The sequence below is a fragment of the Limosilactobacillus alvi genome, assembly GCF_016900115.1.
GTDB lineage: Bacteria > Bacillota > Bacilli > Lactobacillales > Lactobacillaceae > Limosilactobacillus > Limosilactobacillus alvi.
This window is the reverse complement of sequence record NZ_JACJJQ010000003.1, coordinates 34,826-52,968: the sequence shown is the minus strand read 5'-3', so window position 1 is coordinate 52,968 and position 18,143 is coordinate 34,826. Positions and strand designations below refer to the sequence as shown.

Sequence of the window (18,143 nt, the reverse complement as noted above, 5' to 3'; positions counted from 1 at the left end):
CACAACCAAAGTCAGCGTCAGTAAAGGCAAAAAAAGAAAAGGCAAATCAGCCAAACCACAACGAAACCAAGAAGAAAAACAAGGATAAGGGTGGTAACCGTTTCAACAATAAGAACGGGAAGAAAAATAAGAAAGGCAAGCGTAATCGCCAAAACCAGCGTATGAAGAATCTTCAACCTAAGCAACCAACCCAACGAAAAGATAAGCCATTACCAGATGTTCTTGAATATACGGATGGGATGAATGCACAAGACTTGGCAAAGATTCTTCACCGGCCCGCTGCTGAAATCGTTAAGAAGCTCTTTATGCTTGGGGTAATGGTTAATCAAAACCAGTCCTTGGAAAAAGACACCATTGAAATTTTAGCGGCTGATTACGGTATTGAAGCAAAGGAAAAGGTTCAAGAAGATATTACTGATTTGGATCGCTTCTTTGATGTCGATAATGAGGATGAAAGTCACTTAGTTTCCCGGCCGCCAGTTGTTACGGTAATGGGGCACGTTGACCATGGGAAGACGACTTTGCTTGATAATATCCGGCACTCTCATATTACGGCGCAAGAAGCAGGGGGGATTACCCAGGCAATTGGGGCTTACCAAGTTAAGTACAATGATCAAGTAATTACTTTCCTTGATACGCCAGGTCACGCCGCCTTTTCCGAAATGCGGGCTCGGGGAGCTAATATCACCGATATTACTGTCCTAGTGGTAGCGGCTGACGATGGGGTAATGCCACAGACAATCGAAGCCATTAACCACGCTAAGGCTGCTAAGACGCCGATTATCGTGGCAGTTAACAAGGTTGATAAGCCAGGTGCCAACCCTGATCATGTAACGGAACAATTAACCGAATATGGCTTAATTCCAGAAGACTGGGGTGGGGACACCATCTTTGTTAAGATTTCCGCTAAATTTGGAAAGAACATTGACGAATTACTTGACATGATCCTCTTACAAGCCGAAGTAATGGAATTAAAGGCCAATCCAAATCGGCGGGCGGTCGGTTCTGTTGTTGAAGCCCGGCTTGACCAAGGACGGGGTCCGGTAGCAACGCTCCTGGTTCAACAAGGAACGCTTCACGTTGGTGACCCAATCGTGGTTGGTAACACCTTTGGTCGGGTACGGACGATGACTAACGAAAATGGTCGGCGGATCAAAGAAGCTACGCCATCGACACCAGTTGAAATTACTGGGTTAAACGCAGTGCCAGAAGCTGGGGACCGATTTGCCGTCTTTGAAGATGAAAAGACGGCTCGGGCTGCTGGTGAAGAACGGGCAAAGCGGGCACAAGAAGAAGAGCGGGCCCGGACTTCTCACGTTACCCTTGATAACTTGTTTGCAACGATGAAGAAGGGACAAATGAAGTCCTTACCAGTTATTATCAAGGCTGACGTTCAAGGTTCGGTTGAAGCTTTAGCCCAAAGTTTACAAAAAATTAAGGTTGATGGTGTTCGGGTTGACATTATTCATAAGGCTGTTGGAGCAATTAACGAATCCGACGTTACCTTAGCAGAAGCTTCAAATGCCGTTATTATCGGTTTTAATGTGCGGCCAACACCGAATGCAAAGAATGAAGCGGAAACTAACAGGATTGATATTCGGCTCCACCGAGTAATCTACAAGGCCATTGAAGAAGTCGAAGATGCCATGAAGGGGATGCTTGAACCAGTTTACGAAGAAGAAACGATTGGTCAAGTTGAAGTTCGGCAAATTTACAAGGCTTCAAAGATTGGTACGATTGCTGGGGGAATGGTTACTTCCGGAAAGATCACTCGGAATGCTAAGGTTCGCCTTGTTCGTGATGGTGTTGTGATCTACGATGGTGAGCTTGGTAGTTTGAAGCGGTTTAAAGATGATGTCAAGGAAGTTAAAGCTGGTTATGAATGTGGCTTGACCATCCAAAATTACAATGATATTAAGGAAATGGATGTTATCGAAGCATATCAAATGAAGGAAATTCCAGTTAAGTAACTTCAACCCAGAAAAGGAGTTAATATGCCAAATAAACGTTACCGGGCAGAACGGCTAGCCCAATTGATTCAACGGGAAGTTGACGATATCCTGTTGAAACGGGTCCGGGATCCGCGCGTCCAAGACGTAACGATCACTGGGGTTGACGTAACGGGTGACTTACAGCAAGCAACGATTTACTATAGTCTGCTGTCTGACAAGGCATCTGTTAACGAAAAGGCTCAAGCCGGTCTAGATAAAGCAACGGGACTAATCCGGAGTGAACTTGGTCCACGCTTAAATATTTTTAAAGTTCCACAAATTCGATTCGAAAAGGACGCTTCAATTGCGTACGGAAATCGGATTGATGAATTATTGCGGGAACTTCATCAGAAAAATGAACTTTAATTTGGCCTTGGTTAAATTAAAGGTTTGAGATAAAGCCACTAATTACCCTCATAAACAGAGTTCTTCTGCTAACATACCCGCAATGGGTTAAAAGGTGATTAGTGGTTTTCTTGGTATCTGTAAGTAAAGGGTGAAAGGATAGGAACATGGACGGTATTATTCCACTATATAAGGAACGCGGTATGACAAGTTTTGATGCTGTTAGCCGGTTACGGCGCATTTTACATGAAAAAAAGATTGGGCATTCAGGTACCCTTGATCCAGAAGTGGCTGGCGTTTTACCGATTTGTGTTGGCAAAGCAACTAAATTAGTGGATTTATTAATGGCGTCGGGGAAAGAATATGCTGGTGAATTGCTGATTGGCAAGGCAACTGAAACTGAGGATTTAACAGGAAAGGTCATTGAAGAAGCTCCAGTTGAGGCCGAAATCGAGCGGCAAACAATTGAAGCGGCCATGGCTAAGTTAACGGGAAAAATTACCCAAATTCCCCCGATGTATTCAGCAGTGAAGGTTAATGGGCGCCGATTATATGAGTATGCCCGGGCAGGCGAAACTGTTGATCGGCCAAAACGGCAGGTAGTGATTAATCGCTTTGAATTGACGGCATCAACCTATAATCGAACTACAAAGACCCAACGAGTACGGTTTATTGTTGATTGCACCAAAGGAACTTACGTCCGAACTTTAGTAGTTGATTTAGCAAAGTTATTAGGTTATCCAGGAACAATGGCTTCTTTAACCCGGTTAAAGAGCGGGGGCTTTGAACTTGATCAAACGCTTAGCTTAGACGATATTCAAGACCAAATGAGTGCCCAATTATTAAACTTATATCCTCTCGAGTATGCTGTCCGGGATTTTCCAACTTACGAATTGTCAAAGCAAGAATGGCAACTTGTAAAGAATGGCGGATGGCTAAAGCAACAAATCTTTACTGATCCCCAAGCTAAAATTGCTGTATACTACGAAGGGCGATTGCGTGCTTTGTACAAGTTGGTTGGGGAAAATTATAAACCTGATAAAATGATTGATTTAAGTGAGGAAAAGTAACATGGAAGTATTTCACATCCATCATCCCCTAAGACCACACCAATTACCAGCTGGTCCGGTCGTGTTAGCCATGGGGTTTTTTGATGGTGTCCACCGGGGTCATCAAGCAGTGATTAACCGTGCAAAAGAAGAGGCAACTAAACGGCAAGTTCCGTTAGCGGTTTTAACTTATGATAAGTTGCCGGGAATTATTTATTCGGCTTTTCCCCAAGGCATTCATTACTTAACAACCAATGAGCGTAAATTAGAATTGTTGGCTTCTTTAGGGGTTGACCGGGTTTATTTGGTTGATTTTACTGCTAAGTTAGGTAATTTATCTCCGCAAGCTTTTGTTGATGAATATCTCGTCCCAATGGGGGCAGTTGCGGTGGTAGCCGGTTTTGATCACACCTATGGCCCAAAAGATAAGGCAACGATGACCCGATTACCGGAATATGCGGCTGGTCGCTTCGACGTGATTGAAGTCCCAAAGTTAAGTGAGACTAATGAAAAGGTTAGTTCAACTCGGATTCGGCATTTAATTGACGAAGGTAACGTTGAATATGCAAATAAGTTGCTAGGTTACCTTTATCAAACTTCAGGAATTGTGGTCCATGGTTTTGCCCGGGGCCGAACGTTAGGCTTTCCAACCGCAAATGTAAATTGGAATGCGCTTGAGCGAATTCCGGCAGTTGGGGTTTATGCCGTTCGCTTCTATGTAGATGGTAAATGGTATGGTGGCATGGCCAGTGTTGGTTATAACGTCACCTTTGGAGATGATAATCAAAAGACCATTGAGGTTTATTTGTTTGATTTTCATGCTAATATTTACGGTGAACACGTTAAGGTTGAATGGGTGAAAAGGCTTCGGGGAGAGGTTAAGTTTAGTGGGGTTGATGAATTAATCGCTCAGCTCAAGGCTGATGAACAAGCAAGCCGTAAAATTTTAACGCTTTAAGTCAACAAACGTCTAGCTAGGAAAAGAATTTTCCGCTAGGCGTTTTTTTGATTATAATAAATTTTCATAAGATGTTCGGAGATCAACCAAATTTTCATTAAAGTTTAGAAAATATTAAATAAACCACCATATAGAATTAAATGTTGCCACCATAAAACAATCAAATCCTTCCAGTAAGATGATTAACAATCTTAGTTGAGACGGGAGGGAAAAACTATGTGCGGGTTTGCAGGGCTTCTTTCTAGCCAATCATTAAGTCAGCCTAAAAATGAGTTTGCAACTGTTAAAACAATGAATAACATGTTAGTTCACCGGGGGCCAGATGATGCGGGTTATTTTCAAGATGAGTACATTACAATGGGGTTTCGTCGATTAAGTATTATCGATTTAACAGCGAAAGGCCATCAGCCAATGCCGTATTTAAACGACCGTTACCTGTTAACTTTTAATGGTGAAATCTATAACTATTTGGAGTTGAAAAAGGAGTTAAAAACTGAAGGGTATCAATTCCAAGGTGATTCAGATTCAGAAGTCCTCTTAGCTGCTTATGCGAAATATGGAGTGACGGTTCCCCAACATTTACGCGGCATGTTTGCCTTTGTAATTTGGGATACTGAGGAAAAGGTCCTCTTTGCGGCGCGCGATCATTTCGGAATTAAGCCTTTTTATTTTGCAACAGAAAATGATCAATTCTATTATGCTTCGGAGCAAAAAGCTTTATATCCAATTTTAAGGGAACGTCAATTTAATCATGAAGCTTTACAAGATTACATGACTTTTCAATATGTACCAGAGCCGGAAACCTTAGCTACGTCAATTCATGCTTTGGAACCAGGGCACTATTTAATTAAGCGGCTTGGTGAAAAACCCCGGGTACAACGGTACTTTAATGCAACTTTTACCCCCGTTCAAGCAAAGGAAGACGTTTTGGTTAAGCGATTACGTAAAGCTTTAATCGATTCAGTTAAACTCCACCTTCGTTCAGATGTACCAGTTGGGGCTTTCCTTTCTGGAGGGATTGATTCGTCGATTATCGCAGCGATCGCTAATCAATACCATCCTAACTTAAAGACTTTCTCCGTTGGATTTGAACGCCCCGGGTATAGTGAATTGTCCCTTGCAGCCGAGACTGCCGATCACTTAGGAGTAGAAAATTACCAACTTACGATTACCCCAGGGGAGTTTATGACTACCTTCCCATATTTTGTTTGGGCAATGGATGATCCTTTAGCCGATCCAGCAGCGGTTCCCCAATTTTTCTTAGCCCGATTAACCCGCCGGTACGTTACCGTGGCACTTACGGGTGAGGGAGCGGATGAATTATTTGCTGGTTATCCGATTTATCACGAACCCCAATCATTGCGAATCTTTCAAAAGACGCAAATTATTAATGGCGCTCTTCATTGGATCGCAACGCTGATGCCAGCAGGCATGCGGGGAAAATCATTCTTACTTCGGGGGACCACTCCCTTGGAGAAACGATATGTAGGGGATGCTTTTATCTTCGATGAAGCACAAAAAGCCCAGTTTTTGAAAAATTATGATCTTCATCATCCAGCACCGCAAGCAGTTGCTAAGTACTATCGAGAAGTTGCGACAGCGGATCCCTTAACGAAAATGCAGTCAATTGACTTGCATACCTGGTTAAACGGTGACCTACTTCGTAATGCCGATCGGACTTCAATGGCCTTTAGTTTAGAACTGCGGACTCCTTTTCTTGATCGCAAAGTGTTCCAGGTTGCAAGCCAAATTCCAAGTGAAATGCGGATCCAAGGTAAAACTACGAAAGCGATTCTTCGTAAGGCCGCCGAAGGACTTGTTCCAGTAGCAGTTTTAAAGCGTCCCAAACTTGGCTTTCCAGTTCCAATTCGGCATTGGCTAAAGGACGAAATGTATGATTGGGCCCGGCAAATTATTATCACTTCACCAACCGATCAATTTTTTCGTAAAGCATATTTTCTGAAATTATTAGCGAATCATCGTCGGGGAAAGGCGGATTATTCCCGGCAGCTTTGGACAGTGCTAACTTTTATGACTTGGTATCAACAGTATGTTTTAACGGCAAGCGAAAAGGAGCGTTGGTAATATGAGACCGATTATCATCCAAAAATTTGGAGGAACTTCCCTTCAAAAATCAGATTTACGGCAAGCCGCGATTCAACACGTTAAAGCGATGGTTGCCAAACAAAAAGCAGTTGTGATGGTGGTTTCAGCACTGGGCCGGTTAGGTGATCCCTACGCAACCGATTCACTCTTAGAATTGGTTCATGGTCAAACCGGAAAATTGAATTTTCAAGAATTAGATCAATTAACCAGCCTTGGAGAAACGATTTCGATGTTGGTGATGGTTAATGAACTCCGCCAGCAAGGACTAGATGTTGTTGGCCTAAGTGGCGGCCAAGCAGGGATTCAAACAACGACCGATTACCAAGCCGCGCGGATTACCCATGTTGACCCTCGTCCAATTAACCGGGCTTTGGCAAATCACGAGGTGGTGGTTGTCGCTGGTTTTCAGGGCCAAACGGCAACCGGAAAGGTAACCACCTTAGGTCGTGGGGGGTCTGATACCACTGCCGTGGCGCTTGGAGTTGCGCTTAAAGCTGATCAGGTCATTTTATATAAAAATGTTGCTGGAGTTATGCATACCGATCCAACCGGGCCAACTTCAGCCCGGGTAATTTCTTGGCTATCGTATCCAGCGATGATTCAATTGGCTCAGAAAGGTGCCCAAGTGGTTTGTGAACGAGCGGTTTTACTAGCAGCTGAGGCGAACTTACCAATTTGGGTTCAAGCTACGGATCAATTTGATGACACCGTGGGAACCTTAATTAGTTCGGTGATGATATCCAAGAAACGGCGGGTGATTTAAATGTTAGCAAAGTAATTAATAATGCCTTTAAAATATTGTCGCTTGGATCCGGTTAACTTTACTGATTTTGAGGTTTCTGAATTAACCCAGGATACCCGAAAAGTACGTCCGGGAGCGGTTTTTGTGGCAATTAAAGGAAGTCGGATTGATGGCCATCGACTTATCGGTCAAGCAATTGCAAAGGGAGCACGGCTAATCGTTGCTCAAGAAATGGTTGAGGCAAATGTTCCGGTAGTATATGTTCATGACACTCACCGTGCCCTTGCTGAATTAGCGGCTAATTTTTACGGACAACCGAGTCGCCGTTTACAAGTGATTGGGGTAACCGGTACGAATGGTAAGACAACCGTAACGCATCTGATTGAAAAAATTTTTCGGGATCAAGACCAATTAACCGGTTTAATTGGGACATTGTATCAAAAAATAGGTCAGCAAACCTTTCCAACCGTCAACACGACGCCAGATGCACTGACTATTCAACGTCGGCTACGGGAAATGGTAGATGAGAAGGTTCAAACCGTTGCTATGGAAGTTTCTTCGATTGCCCTTGTTCAAGAACGGGTGCGGAAGATTGATTTTAAGGTTGCGGTTTTCACAAATTTTTCTGAAGATCACTTAGCATACCACCATACAATGGCACAATATAAATTGGCTAAAAGTCTTTTATTCAGCCAATTAGGTCCTGATAAGGTGGCGGTAATTAACCAAGATGATCCAGTAGGTTGTGAATTTGCGGCTTATACTCCCGCCCAAGTTTTAACTTACGGACTAGCACCAACTGCTGATTTTCGTGCGGAACAGCTCCATTTAAGTATGCATGGGGTAGAATTTAAGTTAGTTGCCTTTAATCAAACCTATACTGTAACGGTCCCCTTAGTTGGCCAATTCAATGTCTATAATTGTTTAGCCGCAATTGCAACCGCCTTCGCTTCGGGGATTGCGATTCAAGACGCAATTAATTCCCTCAAGAATGTTCATGGGGTAAAAGGGCGGTTCCAGTTAGTACCAACGACAACGGGAATTACCGTGATTGTTGACTACGCTCATACCCCTGACGACCTTAAAAAGGTAATGGAAACCTTGAACCAATTTGCACAACGTAAAGTCTATTGTGTGATTGGCTGTGGTGGTGATCGGGATGCCCCAAAACGACCAATGATGGCTCAGATTGCAACTATCAATAGTAGCCAGGCCATTTTCACTATGGATAACCCCCGAAACGAAGATCCCCACCAAATTATGGCTGCAATGCTAAAGGGGGTCAGCAATAATCAACGTCAACCATTAGTAATTTATGACCGGGAACAAGCTATTCAAAAAGCAATTCGCCTTGCTCAGCCAGGGGATGTAGTCTTGATCGCTGGTAAGGGCCATGAAACTTACCAACAAATCGGCCAAACCAAGTATCACTTTGATGATTTTGAGATTGCTACAGCGGCATTAAGAGCCAAATTGCCAACTTTAACGGGAATTGCAAAGTAGCAATAAATTAGCCAGAGCAAATTCAGCGATGAACTTAGCCCTGGCTTTTATTTTTTGATGATGCTTTAGAGTTTTGATTTATTATTAGTGACGGCTTGCCCGGTGGCTACCGTTGCCATGCATTTTATGAACTTGACGTTTAAAGTGCTGTTGGGGACTAGTTACAAGGTGAAAATGACGAAGCTTGCCAGGAAAGGGTTTCCCAGTAAAGCGAATACCACTCCAGGATTGCATCACCCGGGTCATTTCTTCAAGATCAGCCAGTTGTTTAGAATTATTTTCCTTAATAGTTGCTGCTTTAATATCACCTTGGAGACGTTGCAAAAGGTTGAGATGGTAATTTAAAAGTTCTTGAGTCAAGGGAGCGTTTCGATATTGATTAAAGAGTTTTTGAATTAAGAGCATTGCTTCTTTGGCTGAGTGGGGTTGAATAAAACGTTGTGATTTTTTTACCATAAATTTTTCTCCAAAAGGTTTTGACTTTTATTGACTTTTACTATTTTGGTTGGTATATTATTAATTGTATTTAGCACTTAGCAACTGGAAGTGCTAAAAGGAAGTGATGACATGCTAACACAACGTCAAGAGTTGATCCTCCAGGCGATTGTACGTCAGTTTACCGTATCTGGTCAACCAGTTGGATCAAAGTTATTAGCACAGGAACTGCCAATTAAGGTTAGTTCAGCTACGATTCGAAATGAAATGGTAGTTTTAGAGCATGAAGGACTTGTTAAAAAAGAGCATTCTTCCTCTGGACGAGTCCCTTCTAAAAAGGGCTATCGTTATTATGTCGATTATTTACTTGATCCGACAGCAATTTCCGAAAATGATTCGGCAATGATTCATAATTCCTTGGGGACCGAGTTTCAAAAAATTGATGAGATTGTTTCCCATTCTGCGGAAATTCTCTCAAACTTGACCTCTTACACGGCCTTTACCTTAAAACCTGAACAGCAAAACGTTAAATTAAGCGGTTTTCGTTTGGTTCCGTTGGGGAATGCTCGGGTTTTGGCTATTTTGGTTACGGATAGTGGTGAGGTTGAAAGTCAAGCTTTTACAATTCCAAAGCGAGTTGAGCCTGAAGCAGTTGAAGCAGTGATTCGTTTAATCAATGACCAACTCGTTGGTTTACCCTTAACAGAGGTCATTAAACGATTGCAAGAAGATATCCCGGTTCAAATAACTGATTATTTACAACAACCAGAAGGCTTTTTAAGAATTTTTGATAGTATTGTTAATCAAGCTTCGGGGGAGCGTTTCTACGTTGGTGGTCGGTTTAACCTATTGGGAATCGATACGCATCAAGATGCAAAGGCCATGAAGGCTGTTTATGAATTACTTGATCAAAGTGACCGGCTCTCTTCAATTATTGATACTGATACGAGTGAAAATGGGATCACCGTTAAAATTGGTTCTGAAATTGCAAAGGATAAGTTGTTAGATAATTATTCTTTGATTACGGCTAAGTATCAAGTTGATCAATTTGGCGAAGGCATCGTTGCTGTCCTCGGACCAACCACGATGTCGTATTCCCGCACGATTGGGTTAGTCGATGCTTTTCGGCACGAACTTGCAAAACGGTTACTAAACTACTATCATCATTATTATGATTCTTAGGAGGGATTAAATGGCAAAGAAAGAAGAATCGACAAAACCAGTCGAAGAAAAACAAGATCAAGCGACGGACCAAGTTAAGGCTAAGTCAGATCAAGCAAAAACGAAGCCAACCGCCGATGATCAAGTGACGATTTTAAAAGCACAAATTGAAAAGCTGCAGGCTGACGTAAGTACAAAAGATGATCAGTACTTACGGGCAGAAGCAGAAATTCAAAACATGACCAAGCGTTTTAATAAGGAACGGGAAAGCTTACTCAAGTATGACGGGCAAGATTTGGTTAAAGGCATTTTGCCGGTTTTGGATAATTTAAAGCGGGCTCTCCAAATTGAAGTTTCCGATGATGCCGGAAAACAATTAAAGAAGGGCATTCAAATGGTCCACGATCATTTGGAACAAGCGTTGAAGGAACATGGGGTTACTGAAATCGAAGCTTTAAACAAGCCTTTCGATCCCCAAACCTCCCAAGCGGTTCAGACGGTACCGGTTGAGGATGGTCAAAAGCCGGAAACGGTTGTTAAGGTTTTGCAAGCTGGCTATATGCTAAAGGACCGGGTAATGCGGCCGGCAATGGTCATTGTTGCACAATAAATAAAAAATAAAGAAGGTAAAAAAATGGCAAGTAATAAGATTATTGGTATCGACCTTGGTACTACTAACTCTGCCGTTGCCGTCATGGAAGGTAACGAACCAAAGATTATCACCAACCCTGAAGGGGGACGGACTACTCCATCTGTGGTTTCATTTAAGAACGGCGAAGTTCAAGTTGGAGAAGTCGCAAAACGGCAAGCGATAACGAACCCTAACACGGTTAAGTCCATTAAGAGTCACATGGGGGAAGCTGGTTACACAGTTGATATTGAAGGTAAAAAGTACACCCCACAAGAAATCTCAGCAATGATTTTGCAATACATCAAGAAGTATGCTGAAGATTATATTGGTGATACGGTTACGCAAGCGGTGATTACCGTTCCGGCCTACTTCAATGACGCTCAACGGCAAGCTACTAAGGATGCCGGTAAGATTGCTGGGTTAGATGTTAAGCGAATCATCAACGAACCAACTGCTTCTTCTCTCGCTTACGGGCTTGATAAGCAAGACAAGGATGAAAAGATTTTAGTTTATGACCTTGGTGGGGGAACTTTTGATGTTTCCATCCTTGAACTTGGGGATGGGGTCTTCCAAGTTCTTTCCACGAACGGTGATACTCACCTTGGTGGGGATGACTTCGATCAAAAGATCATGGATTGGTTAGTTGATGACTTCAAGGCTGAAAATGGTATTGATCTTTCTCAAGATAAAATGGCGCTTCAACGGTTGAAGGACGCTGCTGAAAAGGCAAAGAAGGACCTTTCTGGAGTTCAAGAAGCTCAAATCAGCTTACCATTTATTACTTCTGGTGAAAATGGCCCATTACACTTGGAAAAGACTTTGACTCGGGCACAATTCAACCAACTTACGAATGACTTGGTTGAACGGACGAAGCAACCAGTTTTGAATGCCATGAAGGATGCAGATCTTTCATTTAGTGATATTGATGAAGTTATCCTTAATGGTGGTTCAACCCGGATTCCAGCCGTTCAAGAAATGGTTAAGGAATTAACTGGAAAGGAACCTAACCACTCCATTAACCCAGATGAAGCCGTTGCCCTTGGGGCTGCTGTGCAAGGTGGGGTCTTAACAGGTGATGTTAAGGATGTTGTTTTACTTGACGTTACACCACTTTCCCTTGGGATTGAAACTATGGGTGGCGTTTTCACGAAGTTGATTGATCGGAACACGACGATTCCAACTTCAAAGAGTCAAATTTTCTCAACGGCCGCCGATAATCAACCAGCAGTTGATATTCATGTTCTTCAAGGTGAGCGGCCAATGGCAGCCGATAACAAGACGCTTGGTAACTTCCAATTAACGGATATTCCACCTGCACCACGTGGGGTTCCGCAAATCAAGGTTACCTTCGATATTGATAAGAACGGGATTGTTAATGTTTCTGCCGAAGATCAAGGAACCCACAAGAAGCAAAACATTACTATCAAGTCTAACTCTGGTTTGTCGGATGAAGAAATCGAACGGATGAAGAAGGATGCCGAAGCTAACGCCGAAGCTGATAAGAAGAAGAAGGAAGAAGCAGATGTTCGCAACGAAACCGATCAGCTGCTCTTCCAAACTGATAAGACCTTAAAAGAACTTGATGGTAAGGTATCAGCAGACGAAATTAAAAAAGCTAAGGATGCTAAGGAAGCTCTTCAAAAGGCTAAGGATGCAAACGACATCGAAGCAATGAAGACGAAGAAGGACGATTTGAATAAGATTATCCAAGACTTGACGGTTAAGTTATACCAACAAGCACAACAACAAAATGGTGGTGCTCAAGGTAACCCAACTTCTGGTAATGACAACCAAAAGGGTAACGATGACGGTAAGACCGTGGACGGTGACTTTGAAGAAGTTAACCCAGACGACAAGAAATAGTTAAATTGCTTAGGAGGTTGAGTTTTGCCCAACCTCTTTTGTGAATTAAAAGCGGGGAAAAAGAATGGCAGAAAAAGACTACTATGATATTTTAGGGGTCAAAAAGGACGCTTCTGAAGCTGAAATTAAACGGGCTTACCGGAAATTAGCAGCCAAGTACCACCCGGATGTTAACCATGAACCGGGGGCTGAGCAAAAGTTTAAGGATATCAACGAAGCCTACGAAACTTTAAGTGATTCGCAAAAGCGGGCCCAATATGATCAATTTGGTTCAGCTGGTCCCCAAGGAGGTTTTGGTGGTCAAGGCTTTGGTAACCAAGGATTCGGCGGGGCTCAAGGATTCAGTGATTTTTCTGATCTGTTTGGTGATCTCTTTGGTGGTGCTGGTCGGCGGCGGGATCCCCGAGCGCCTCAACAAGGTCGAGATTTGCAATATACGATGACCCTTGATTTTATGGAAGCCATTAAGGGTAAGCAAACCACCATTAAGTATACGCGGGATACCCAATGTGATGTATGTCACGGGACTGGTGCTAAGCCTGGTAAGAGTCCAGTAACTTGTCACCAATGTGGTGGGCAAGGCTTCATCTTGCATCAGCGTCAGACGATGATGGGAATGATGCAGTCGCAAGAAGTTTGTCCAACTTGTCATGGGACGGGTCAAGAAGTTCGTCCAGGTGATCAATGTGCAAAGTGTCATGGCCAAGGTCATGTTAGCGAACGGCATGAATTGAAGGTTAAGGTCCCAGCTGGGGTCGATGATGGTCAACAATTGCGATTACAAGGTCAAGGTGAGGTTGGCCAAAACGGTGGCCCATACGGTGACCTTTATATCCTCTTCCGAGTTACCCCAAGTCGTGACTTCCGTCGGGATGGGACGACAATCTATGTCGACCAAGATATTTCCTTTACCCAAGCAGCCCTTGGGGACAAGATTAAAGTTAAAACGGTCCATGGTGATGTTGACTTAAAAATTCCTGCTGGAACTGAGTCGGAAACTAATTTCCGTCTTCGCGGCAAGGGAGTCCCATTTATTAATGGCAAAGGAACTGGGGATGAACACGTAACGATTCACGTTAAGACCCCTAAAAATCTTAATAAGCGGCAAAAGGAAGCTTTAATGGCCTTTGCGGCTGCTTCTGGTGAACACGTCAAAGGCTATAAAGGCGGCTTTTTCGATAAGTTACGGGATGCCTTTGATGAAAAATAAGTTAAGGCTGAGTTGAGACGAAAAGTTTCACTCAGCTTTTTCTATTCCATTGTAATCTTTGGTATACTAAATAATTAGATAGTTTAATTGAAAGTGAGCGGAGAAAATGGATTTAGCAACAATGAAAGAACGGCAATCTCGGATCCGAAATTTTTCGATCGTCGCCCATATCGATCACGGAAAGTCAACTTTAGCGGATCGAATATTGGAAATGACGGATACAATTAGTAAACGGGAAATGAAAAACCAAATTCTTGATGATATGCCGCTAGAGCGGGAACGAGGAATTACCATCAAGTTAAATGCGGTTGCTTTAACCTATCATGCCAAAGATGGGCAAGATTATATTTTCCATTTAATTGATACCCCAGGCCACGTGGACTTTTCATATGAAGTTTCGCGGTCTTTAGCTGCTTGTGAAGGCGCTGTTTTGGTGGTTGACGCTACTCAAGGGGTCGAAGCCCAAACTTTAGCCAATGTTTATTTAGCCCTCGATAATGATCTATCAATTTTACCAGTCATTAACAAGGTAGATTTACCTTCTGCTGATCCGGCAGGAACTCGGGAGCAAATTGAAGATGAAATCGGGCTTGAAACTGATGAGGCAGTTGATATTAGTGCCAAAACTGGTTTGGGTGTCGATCAGGTACTTGAAAAAATCGTTAAGGATGTGCCAGCCCCAACTGGCGACTTAACGGCCCCATTAAAAGCCTTAATCTTTGACTCTAAATACGATGATTATCGTGGAGTGGTCCTTTCAATCCGGATCTTTGAAGGAACGGTAAAAAAAGGCGACCGAATAAAGCTTATGAACAGCGGTTCTGAGTATGAAGTGGCTGAAGTCGGGATTAATTCGCCTAAGCCGCTTGAACGAGATGTTCTGATGGCTGGTGATGTTGGCTATATTACAGCGGCAATTAAAGATATCAAGGATACCCAAGTCGGGGATACTGTGACATCAGCAACACACCCAACGGAAGAAGCCTTAGCTGGTTACCGACAAATGACACCAATGGTGTATGCTGGGCTTTATCCAACCGATAATGCAAAGTTTAATGATTTGCGGGAGGCCTTAGAGAAGCTTCAACTGAATGACGCTGCTTTGACTTTTGAACCTGAATCCTCACAAGCACTTGGCTTTGGTTTCCGATGTGGGTTCCTCGGATTGCTACACATGGATGTGGTTCAGGAACGACTTGAACGGGAATTTGATCTCGACCTAATTACGACTGCGCCATCCGTAACCTATCATGTGGATCTTCATGATGGCACAACGAAAGAAGTAGAGAATCCAGCTGAAATGCCTGATGTTTCTGCAATTAAGGATATCAAAGAACCTTTTGTAAAAGCATCGATTATGGTACCAAATGATTACGTTGGGCCGGTTATGGAACTTTGCCAACGTAAGCGGGGCCAATTCGATACGATGGAATACCTGAGTGATACGCGAGTTAATGTGATCTATCATATTCCACTGGCTGAAATTATTTACGATTTTTTTGATAAGTTAAAGTCTAGTACTCATGGATATGCTTCCTTGGATTATGAAATTGATGACTATCGGATCAGCGACTTGGTAAAGATTGATATCCTCTTGAATGGGGACCGGGTTGATGCTTTAAGTTTTATTACGCACCGAGATTTCTCTGCAGAACGAGGAAGGGAAATTGCGGTTAAGCTGAAACAAATTATTCCGCGGCAAAACTTTGAGATTCCAATTCAAGCCGCAATTGGCTCGAAAATTATTGCCCGGACTACCATTAAGGCTTATCGGAAAGATGTTACTGCGCGCATTCATACTGGTGACCCTGACCGGCGGGCCAAGTTACTGGAAAAGCAAAAACGGGGGAAGAAACGAATGAAGGCGGTCGGAAAGGTTGAAATCCCTCAAAAAGCCTTCATGGCCGTCCTGCAAACCGATGAAGAAATTGAGGGAAAATAGGATGACGCGAATTGAACGAATTCAAAAACGACTGCCTGACCTGTATATTGATGCTTTTTTGGTAACCAATCAAGAAAATCTTTTTTACCTAACCGGTTTTCCGCTAATCGAAGGTGACGGGGCACTTTTAATTACAACCAAGGCCGCTATTTTAATTACTGATGATCGGTATGCGGAAGCACTTCGCGAATTTGATAATCGAGAAGTTATTGGGATGATTACCCGTGATTACTATGGGACGGTTAATGAAATAATGCAAAAATCGGGCTTAACCGTCCTCGGCTTTGAAAGTAGTATTAGTTATGGCTTGTTTGATCAATTAGATGAGCTTATGGTTGCGGATATCGTACCGTTTACGAATTTAGTTGAGAATTATCGGGCTGAAAAGGAAAGTCTGGAAGTTGAAACTTTGCGGCACGCAGCTTCCTTGCATGATCAAGGGTTTGAATATGTTTTGGGGATGGTCAAACCGGGAATGTCAGAGTTAGAAGTTGCTAACCATTTGGATTTTTGGATGAAAGAACATGGCGCAAGCGAAGCTTCTTTTCCAACCATTGTTGCCTCAGGAGCAAATGCAGCCAAGCCGCATGCCACAGCTTCAAAGAAGTTGATCGAAAAGGGCGATGTTGTGACGCTTGATTATGGATATTTTGTTGATGGTTATACTGCTGATATGACCCGGACCTTTGCCGTTGGTGAACCAGATTTTGAATTCAAAACGGTTTATAAGTTAGTTAACCAAGCCCGGCAAGCCGTGATTGAAAAGGCACAAGCTGGAATGCATGGTGATCAGCTTGACTATGCTGGTCGCCATTTAATTGAGGAAGCTGGTTACGGTGATGAATTTCAACATGGAATGGGTCATGGGATTGGCTTAACGGTTCATGAATTACCTGCGAGTTATGGGCCAGCTACAAAACAAGTGGTTTTGCAGCATAACCAAGTAATTACTGTTGAACCAGGGATTTATTTACCAGGTTTGTTTGGCGTACGAATTGAAGATGACCTTTTAATTACGCATGGCGGTTGTGAGGTATTAACTAAAGCCTCAACGGACCTGATTACTGTGTAAGTCCTTCCTAATAAGGCAGGGGCTAGTTGATTTTTATGCTGAACTAGTCCACAATAGAATAGATCATAACAGTTAAGTTAGAAGACAATCATAGTTGTTTTTTAACTAGATAAGCCAAGGTAAACTAACGGTGATGATATTGGTTTACCTTGGTTGTCACCTTTTTTTGACATACTTTTAATTATTATTGATATAAAAATACACTTTAGTAAACGGAGGAAAATGGGATGGCAGAAGATTCAACAATCATCTTAAACACTGCGGATCAAACGCTGGGACAAATTCAAATTGCTCCCCGGGTTTTGGAATTCATTGCCGGGATTGCCGCTAGTCAAATTGACGGGGTTTCAAAGATGCATGGTTCGTTTGCGAATAACGTGGGCGAATTACTTGGTCGCTCCGATCATCGGCGGGGCGTAAAGTTAACAGTTAAAGGTGATACCTTAACGCTTGATGTTGCGGTTTACCTGAACTATGGTGTATCAGTACCAAAAGTTGCGGCTCAAATTCAAGAACGGATTAAACAACAGATTACTTCAATGACTGATTTGAAGGTTGAAGAAGTTAATGTTCATATCCAGGGAATTGTAACTGAAAAAGAAGTACAAACGGTTGACCCTGATAATTTATTTGACGAAGAAAGTAATGGTGAAGAGTAGTGAGGTTTAGTCGGCATAGCATTCGGATAGCAGCTTTCAAAGCTTTATTTGCTTTAGAAACAAATCCAGAAGCAGATAAGCGGGATCTTTATGAAAATGAAGCCGTTTTACCGCTTAATGAAGGTGAACCGGTCCCAAGGTTTCTTGAAGAATTAGTGTCTGGGGTTATTGATCATCAAGCGGAACTTGATCAGCTAATTCAAAGCCATCTAGCAAGTGGTTGGACGCTGAATCGGATTACCCGGCCTAATTTGATTATTTTGCGATTAGCAACCTACGAATTGCGGTATAATTCCGAAGTTCCAACTGCGGTCGTAATTAATGAGGCCTTAGAATTAGCTAAGGATTTTAGTGATGAAACATCACGAAAGTTTATTAATGGGGTACTTGGAAATCTAGAAAAAGAATTTCCTCGCAACTAAGGGTAAGTGAATGATTATAAGTATCGTGGATTAAGTTTTTGTACAATGATGGGT

The 18,143-nt window shown here is 42.7% G+C and carries 15 protein-coding genes and 1 pseudogene; 15 read left to right on the top strand and 1 reads right to left on the bottom strand.

Annotated elements, in window-relative coordinates:
• Nucleotides 1-77: 77 nt before the first annotated feature.
• From infB to H5993_RS01115, 7 genes and pseudogenes are all read left to right on the top strand, one after another.
• Nucleotides 78-1,970, top strand: a pseudogene (gene infB, locus H5993_RS01145) (translation initiation factor IF-2); the annotation flags it as partial.
• 24 nt (nt 1,971-1,994) lie between these two features.
• On the top strand, nt 1,995-2,357 hold the full coding sequence (rbfA, locus tag H5993_RS01140) for a 30S ribosome-binding factor RbfA (RefSeq protein ID WP_180869949.1): 363 nt from the start codon (nt 1,995-1,997) through the stop codon (nt 2,355-2,357).
• A gap of 146 nt (nt 2,358-2,503) precedes the next feature.
• Nucleotides 2,504-3,406 (top strand): tRNA pseudouridine(55) synthase TruB, encoded by a 903-nt coding sequence (truB, locus tag H5993_RS01135; RefSeq protein WP_204775903.1) that lies wholly within the window; start codon nt 2,504-2,506, stop codon nt 3,404-3,406.
• A 1-nt stretch (nt 3,407) separates the two neighbouring features.
• Nucleotides 3,408-4,343, top strand: a complete 936-nt coding sequence (ribF, locus tag H5993_RS01130) for a riboflavin biosynthesis protein RibF (protein WP_204775902.1) — start codon at nt 3,408-3,410, stop codon at nt 4,341-4,343.
• 216 nt (nt 4,344-4,559) lie between these two features.
• Entirely contained in the window at nt 4,560-6,428 is a 1,869-nt protein-coding gene (gene asnB / locus H5993_RS01125) for an asparagine synthase (glutamine-hydrolyzing) (protein WP_204775901.1), read from the top strand.
• Between the two features lies 1 nt (nt 6,429).
• Nucleotides 6,430-7,212 (top strand): amino acid kinase family protein, encoded by a 783-nt coding sequence (locus tag H5993_RS01120; RefSeq protein WP_204775900.1) that lies wholly within the window; start codon nt 6,430-6,432, stop codon nt 7,210-7,212.
• 21 nt (nt 7,213-7,233) lie between these two features.
• Nucleotides 7,234-8,694, top strand: coding sequence for a UDP-N-acetylmuramoyl-L-alanyl-D-glutamate--2,6-diaminopimelate ligase (locus H5993_RS01115; protein ID WP_239457930.1), 1,461 nt, complete (start codon nt 7,234-7,236; stop codon nt 8,692-8,694).
• A gap of 84 nt (nt 8,695-8,778) precedes the next feature.
• Here the strand turns inward: H5993_RS01115 and H5993_RS01110 are convergent, their stop codons facing one another.
• Nucleotides 8,779-9,150 (bottom strand): hypothetical protein, encoded by a 372-nt coding sequence (locus H5993_RS01110; RefSeq protein WP_204775899.1) that lies wholly within the window; start codon nt 9,148-9,150, stop codon nt 8,779-8,781.
• 111 nt (nt 9,151-9,261) lie between these two features.
• Here H5993_RS01110 and hrcA point away from each other — a divergent pair, with 111 nt between their 5' ends.
• The 8 genes from hrcA (at nt 9,262) to nusB (ending at nt 18,089) form a co-directional block, all read left to right on the top strand.
• On the top strand, nt 9,262-10,311 hold the full coding sequence (hrcA, locus tag H5993_RS01105) for a heat-inducible transcriptional repressor HrcA (protein ID WP_204775898.1): 1,050 nt from the start codon (nt 9,262-9,264) through the stop codon (nt 10,309-10,311).
• A 10-nt stretch (nt 10,312-10,321) separates the two neighbouring features.
• Entirely contained in the window at nt 10,322-10,900 is a 579-nt protein-coding gene (gene grpE / locus H5993_RS01100) for a nucleotide exchange factor GrpE (RefSeq protein ID WP_204775897.1), read from the top strand.
• A 24-nt stretch (nt 10,901-10,924) separates the two neighbouring features.
• On the top strand, nt 10,925-12,784 hold the full coding sequence (gene dnaK, locus H5993_RS01095; protein WP_204775896.1) for a molecular chaperone DnaK: 1,860 nt from the start codon (nt 10,925-10,927) through the stop codon (nt 12,782-12,784).
• A 64-nt stretch (nt 12,785-12,848) separates the two neighbouring features.
• Complete coding sequence (gene dnaJ, locus H5993_RS01090) at nt 12,849-13,994, top strand: molecular chaperone DnaJ (protein ID WP_204775895.1); 1,146 nt, start codon at nt 12,849-12,851, stop codon at nt 13,992-13,994.
• Between the two features lie 106 nt (nt 13,995-14,100).
• Entirely contained in the window at nt 14,101-15,936 is a 1,836-nt protein-coding gene (gene lepA / locus H5993_RS01085; protein ID WP_204775894.1) for a translation elongation factor 4, read from the top strand.
• Between the two features lies 1 nt (nt 15,937).
• Nucleotides 15,938-17,008, top strand: a complete 1,071-nt coding sequence (locus H5993_RS01080; protein ID WP_204775893.1) for a M24 family metallopeptidase — start codon at nt 15,938-15,940, stop codon at nt 17,006-17,008.
• 227 nt (nt 17,009-17,235) lie between these two features.
• The gene (locus H5993_RS01075; RefSeq protein ID WP_180869835.1) at nt 17,236-17,667 is read left to right on the top strand and encodes an Asp23/Gls24 family envelope stress response protein; all 432 of its coding nucleotides are present in this window, start codon (nt 17,236-17,238) and stop codon (nt 17,665-17,667) included.
• The gene (nusB, locus tag H5993_RS01070) at nt 17,667-18,089 is read left to right on the top strand and encodes a transcription antitermination factor NusB (protein WP_204775892.1); all 423 of its coding nucleotides are present in this window, start codon (nt 17,667-17,669) and stop codon (nt 18,087-18,089) included. Before H5993_RS01075 ends, nusB begins: the two co-directional genes overlap by 1 nt.
• Nucleotides 18,090-18,143: the final 54 nt, after the last annotated feature.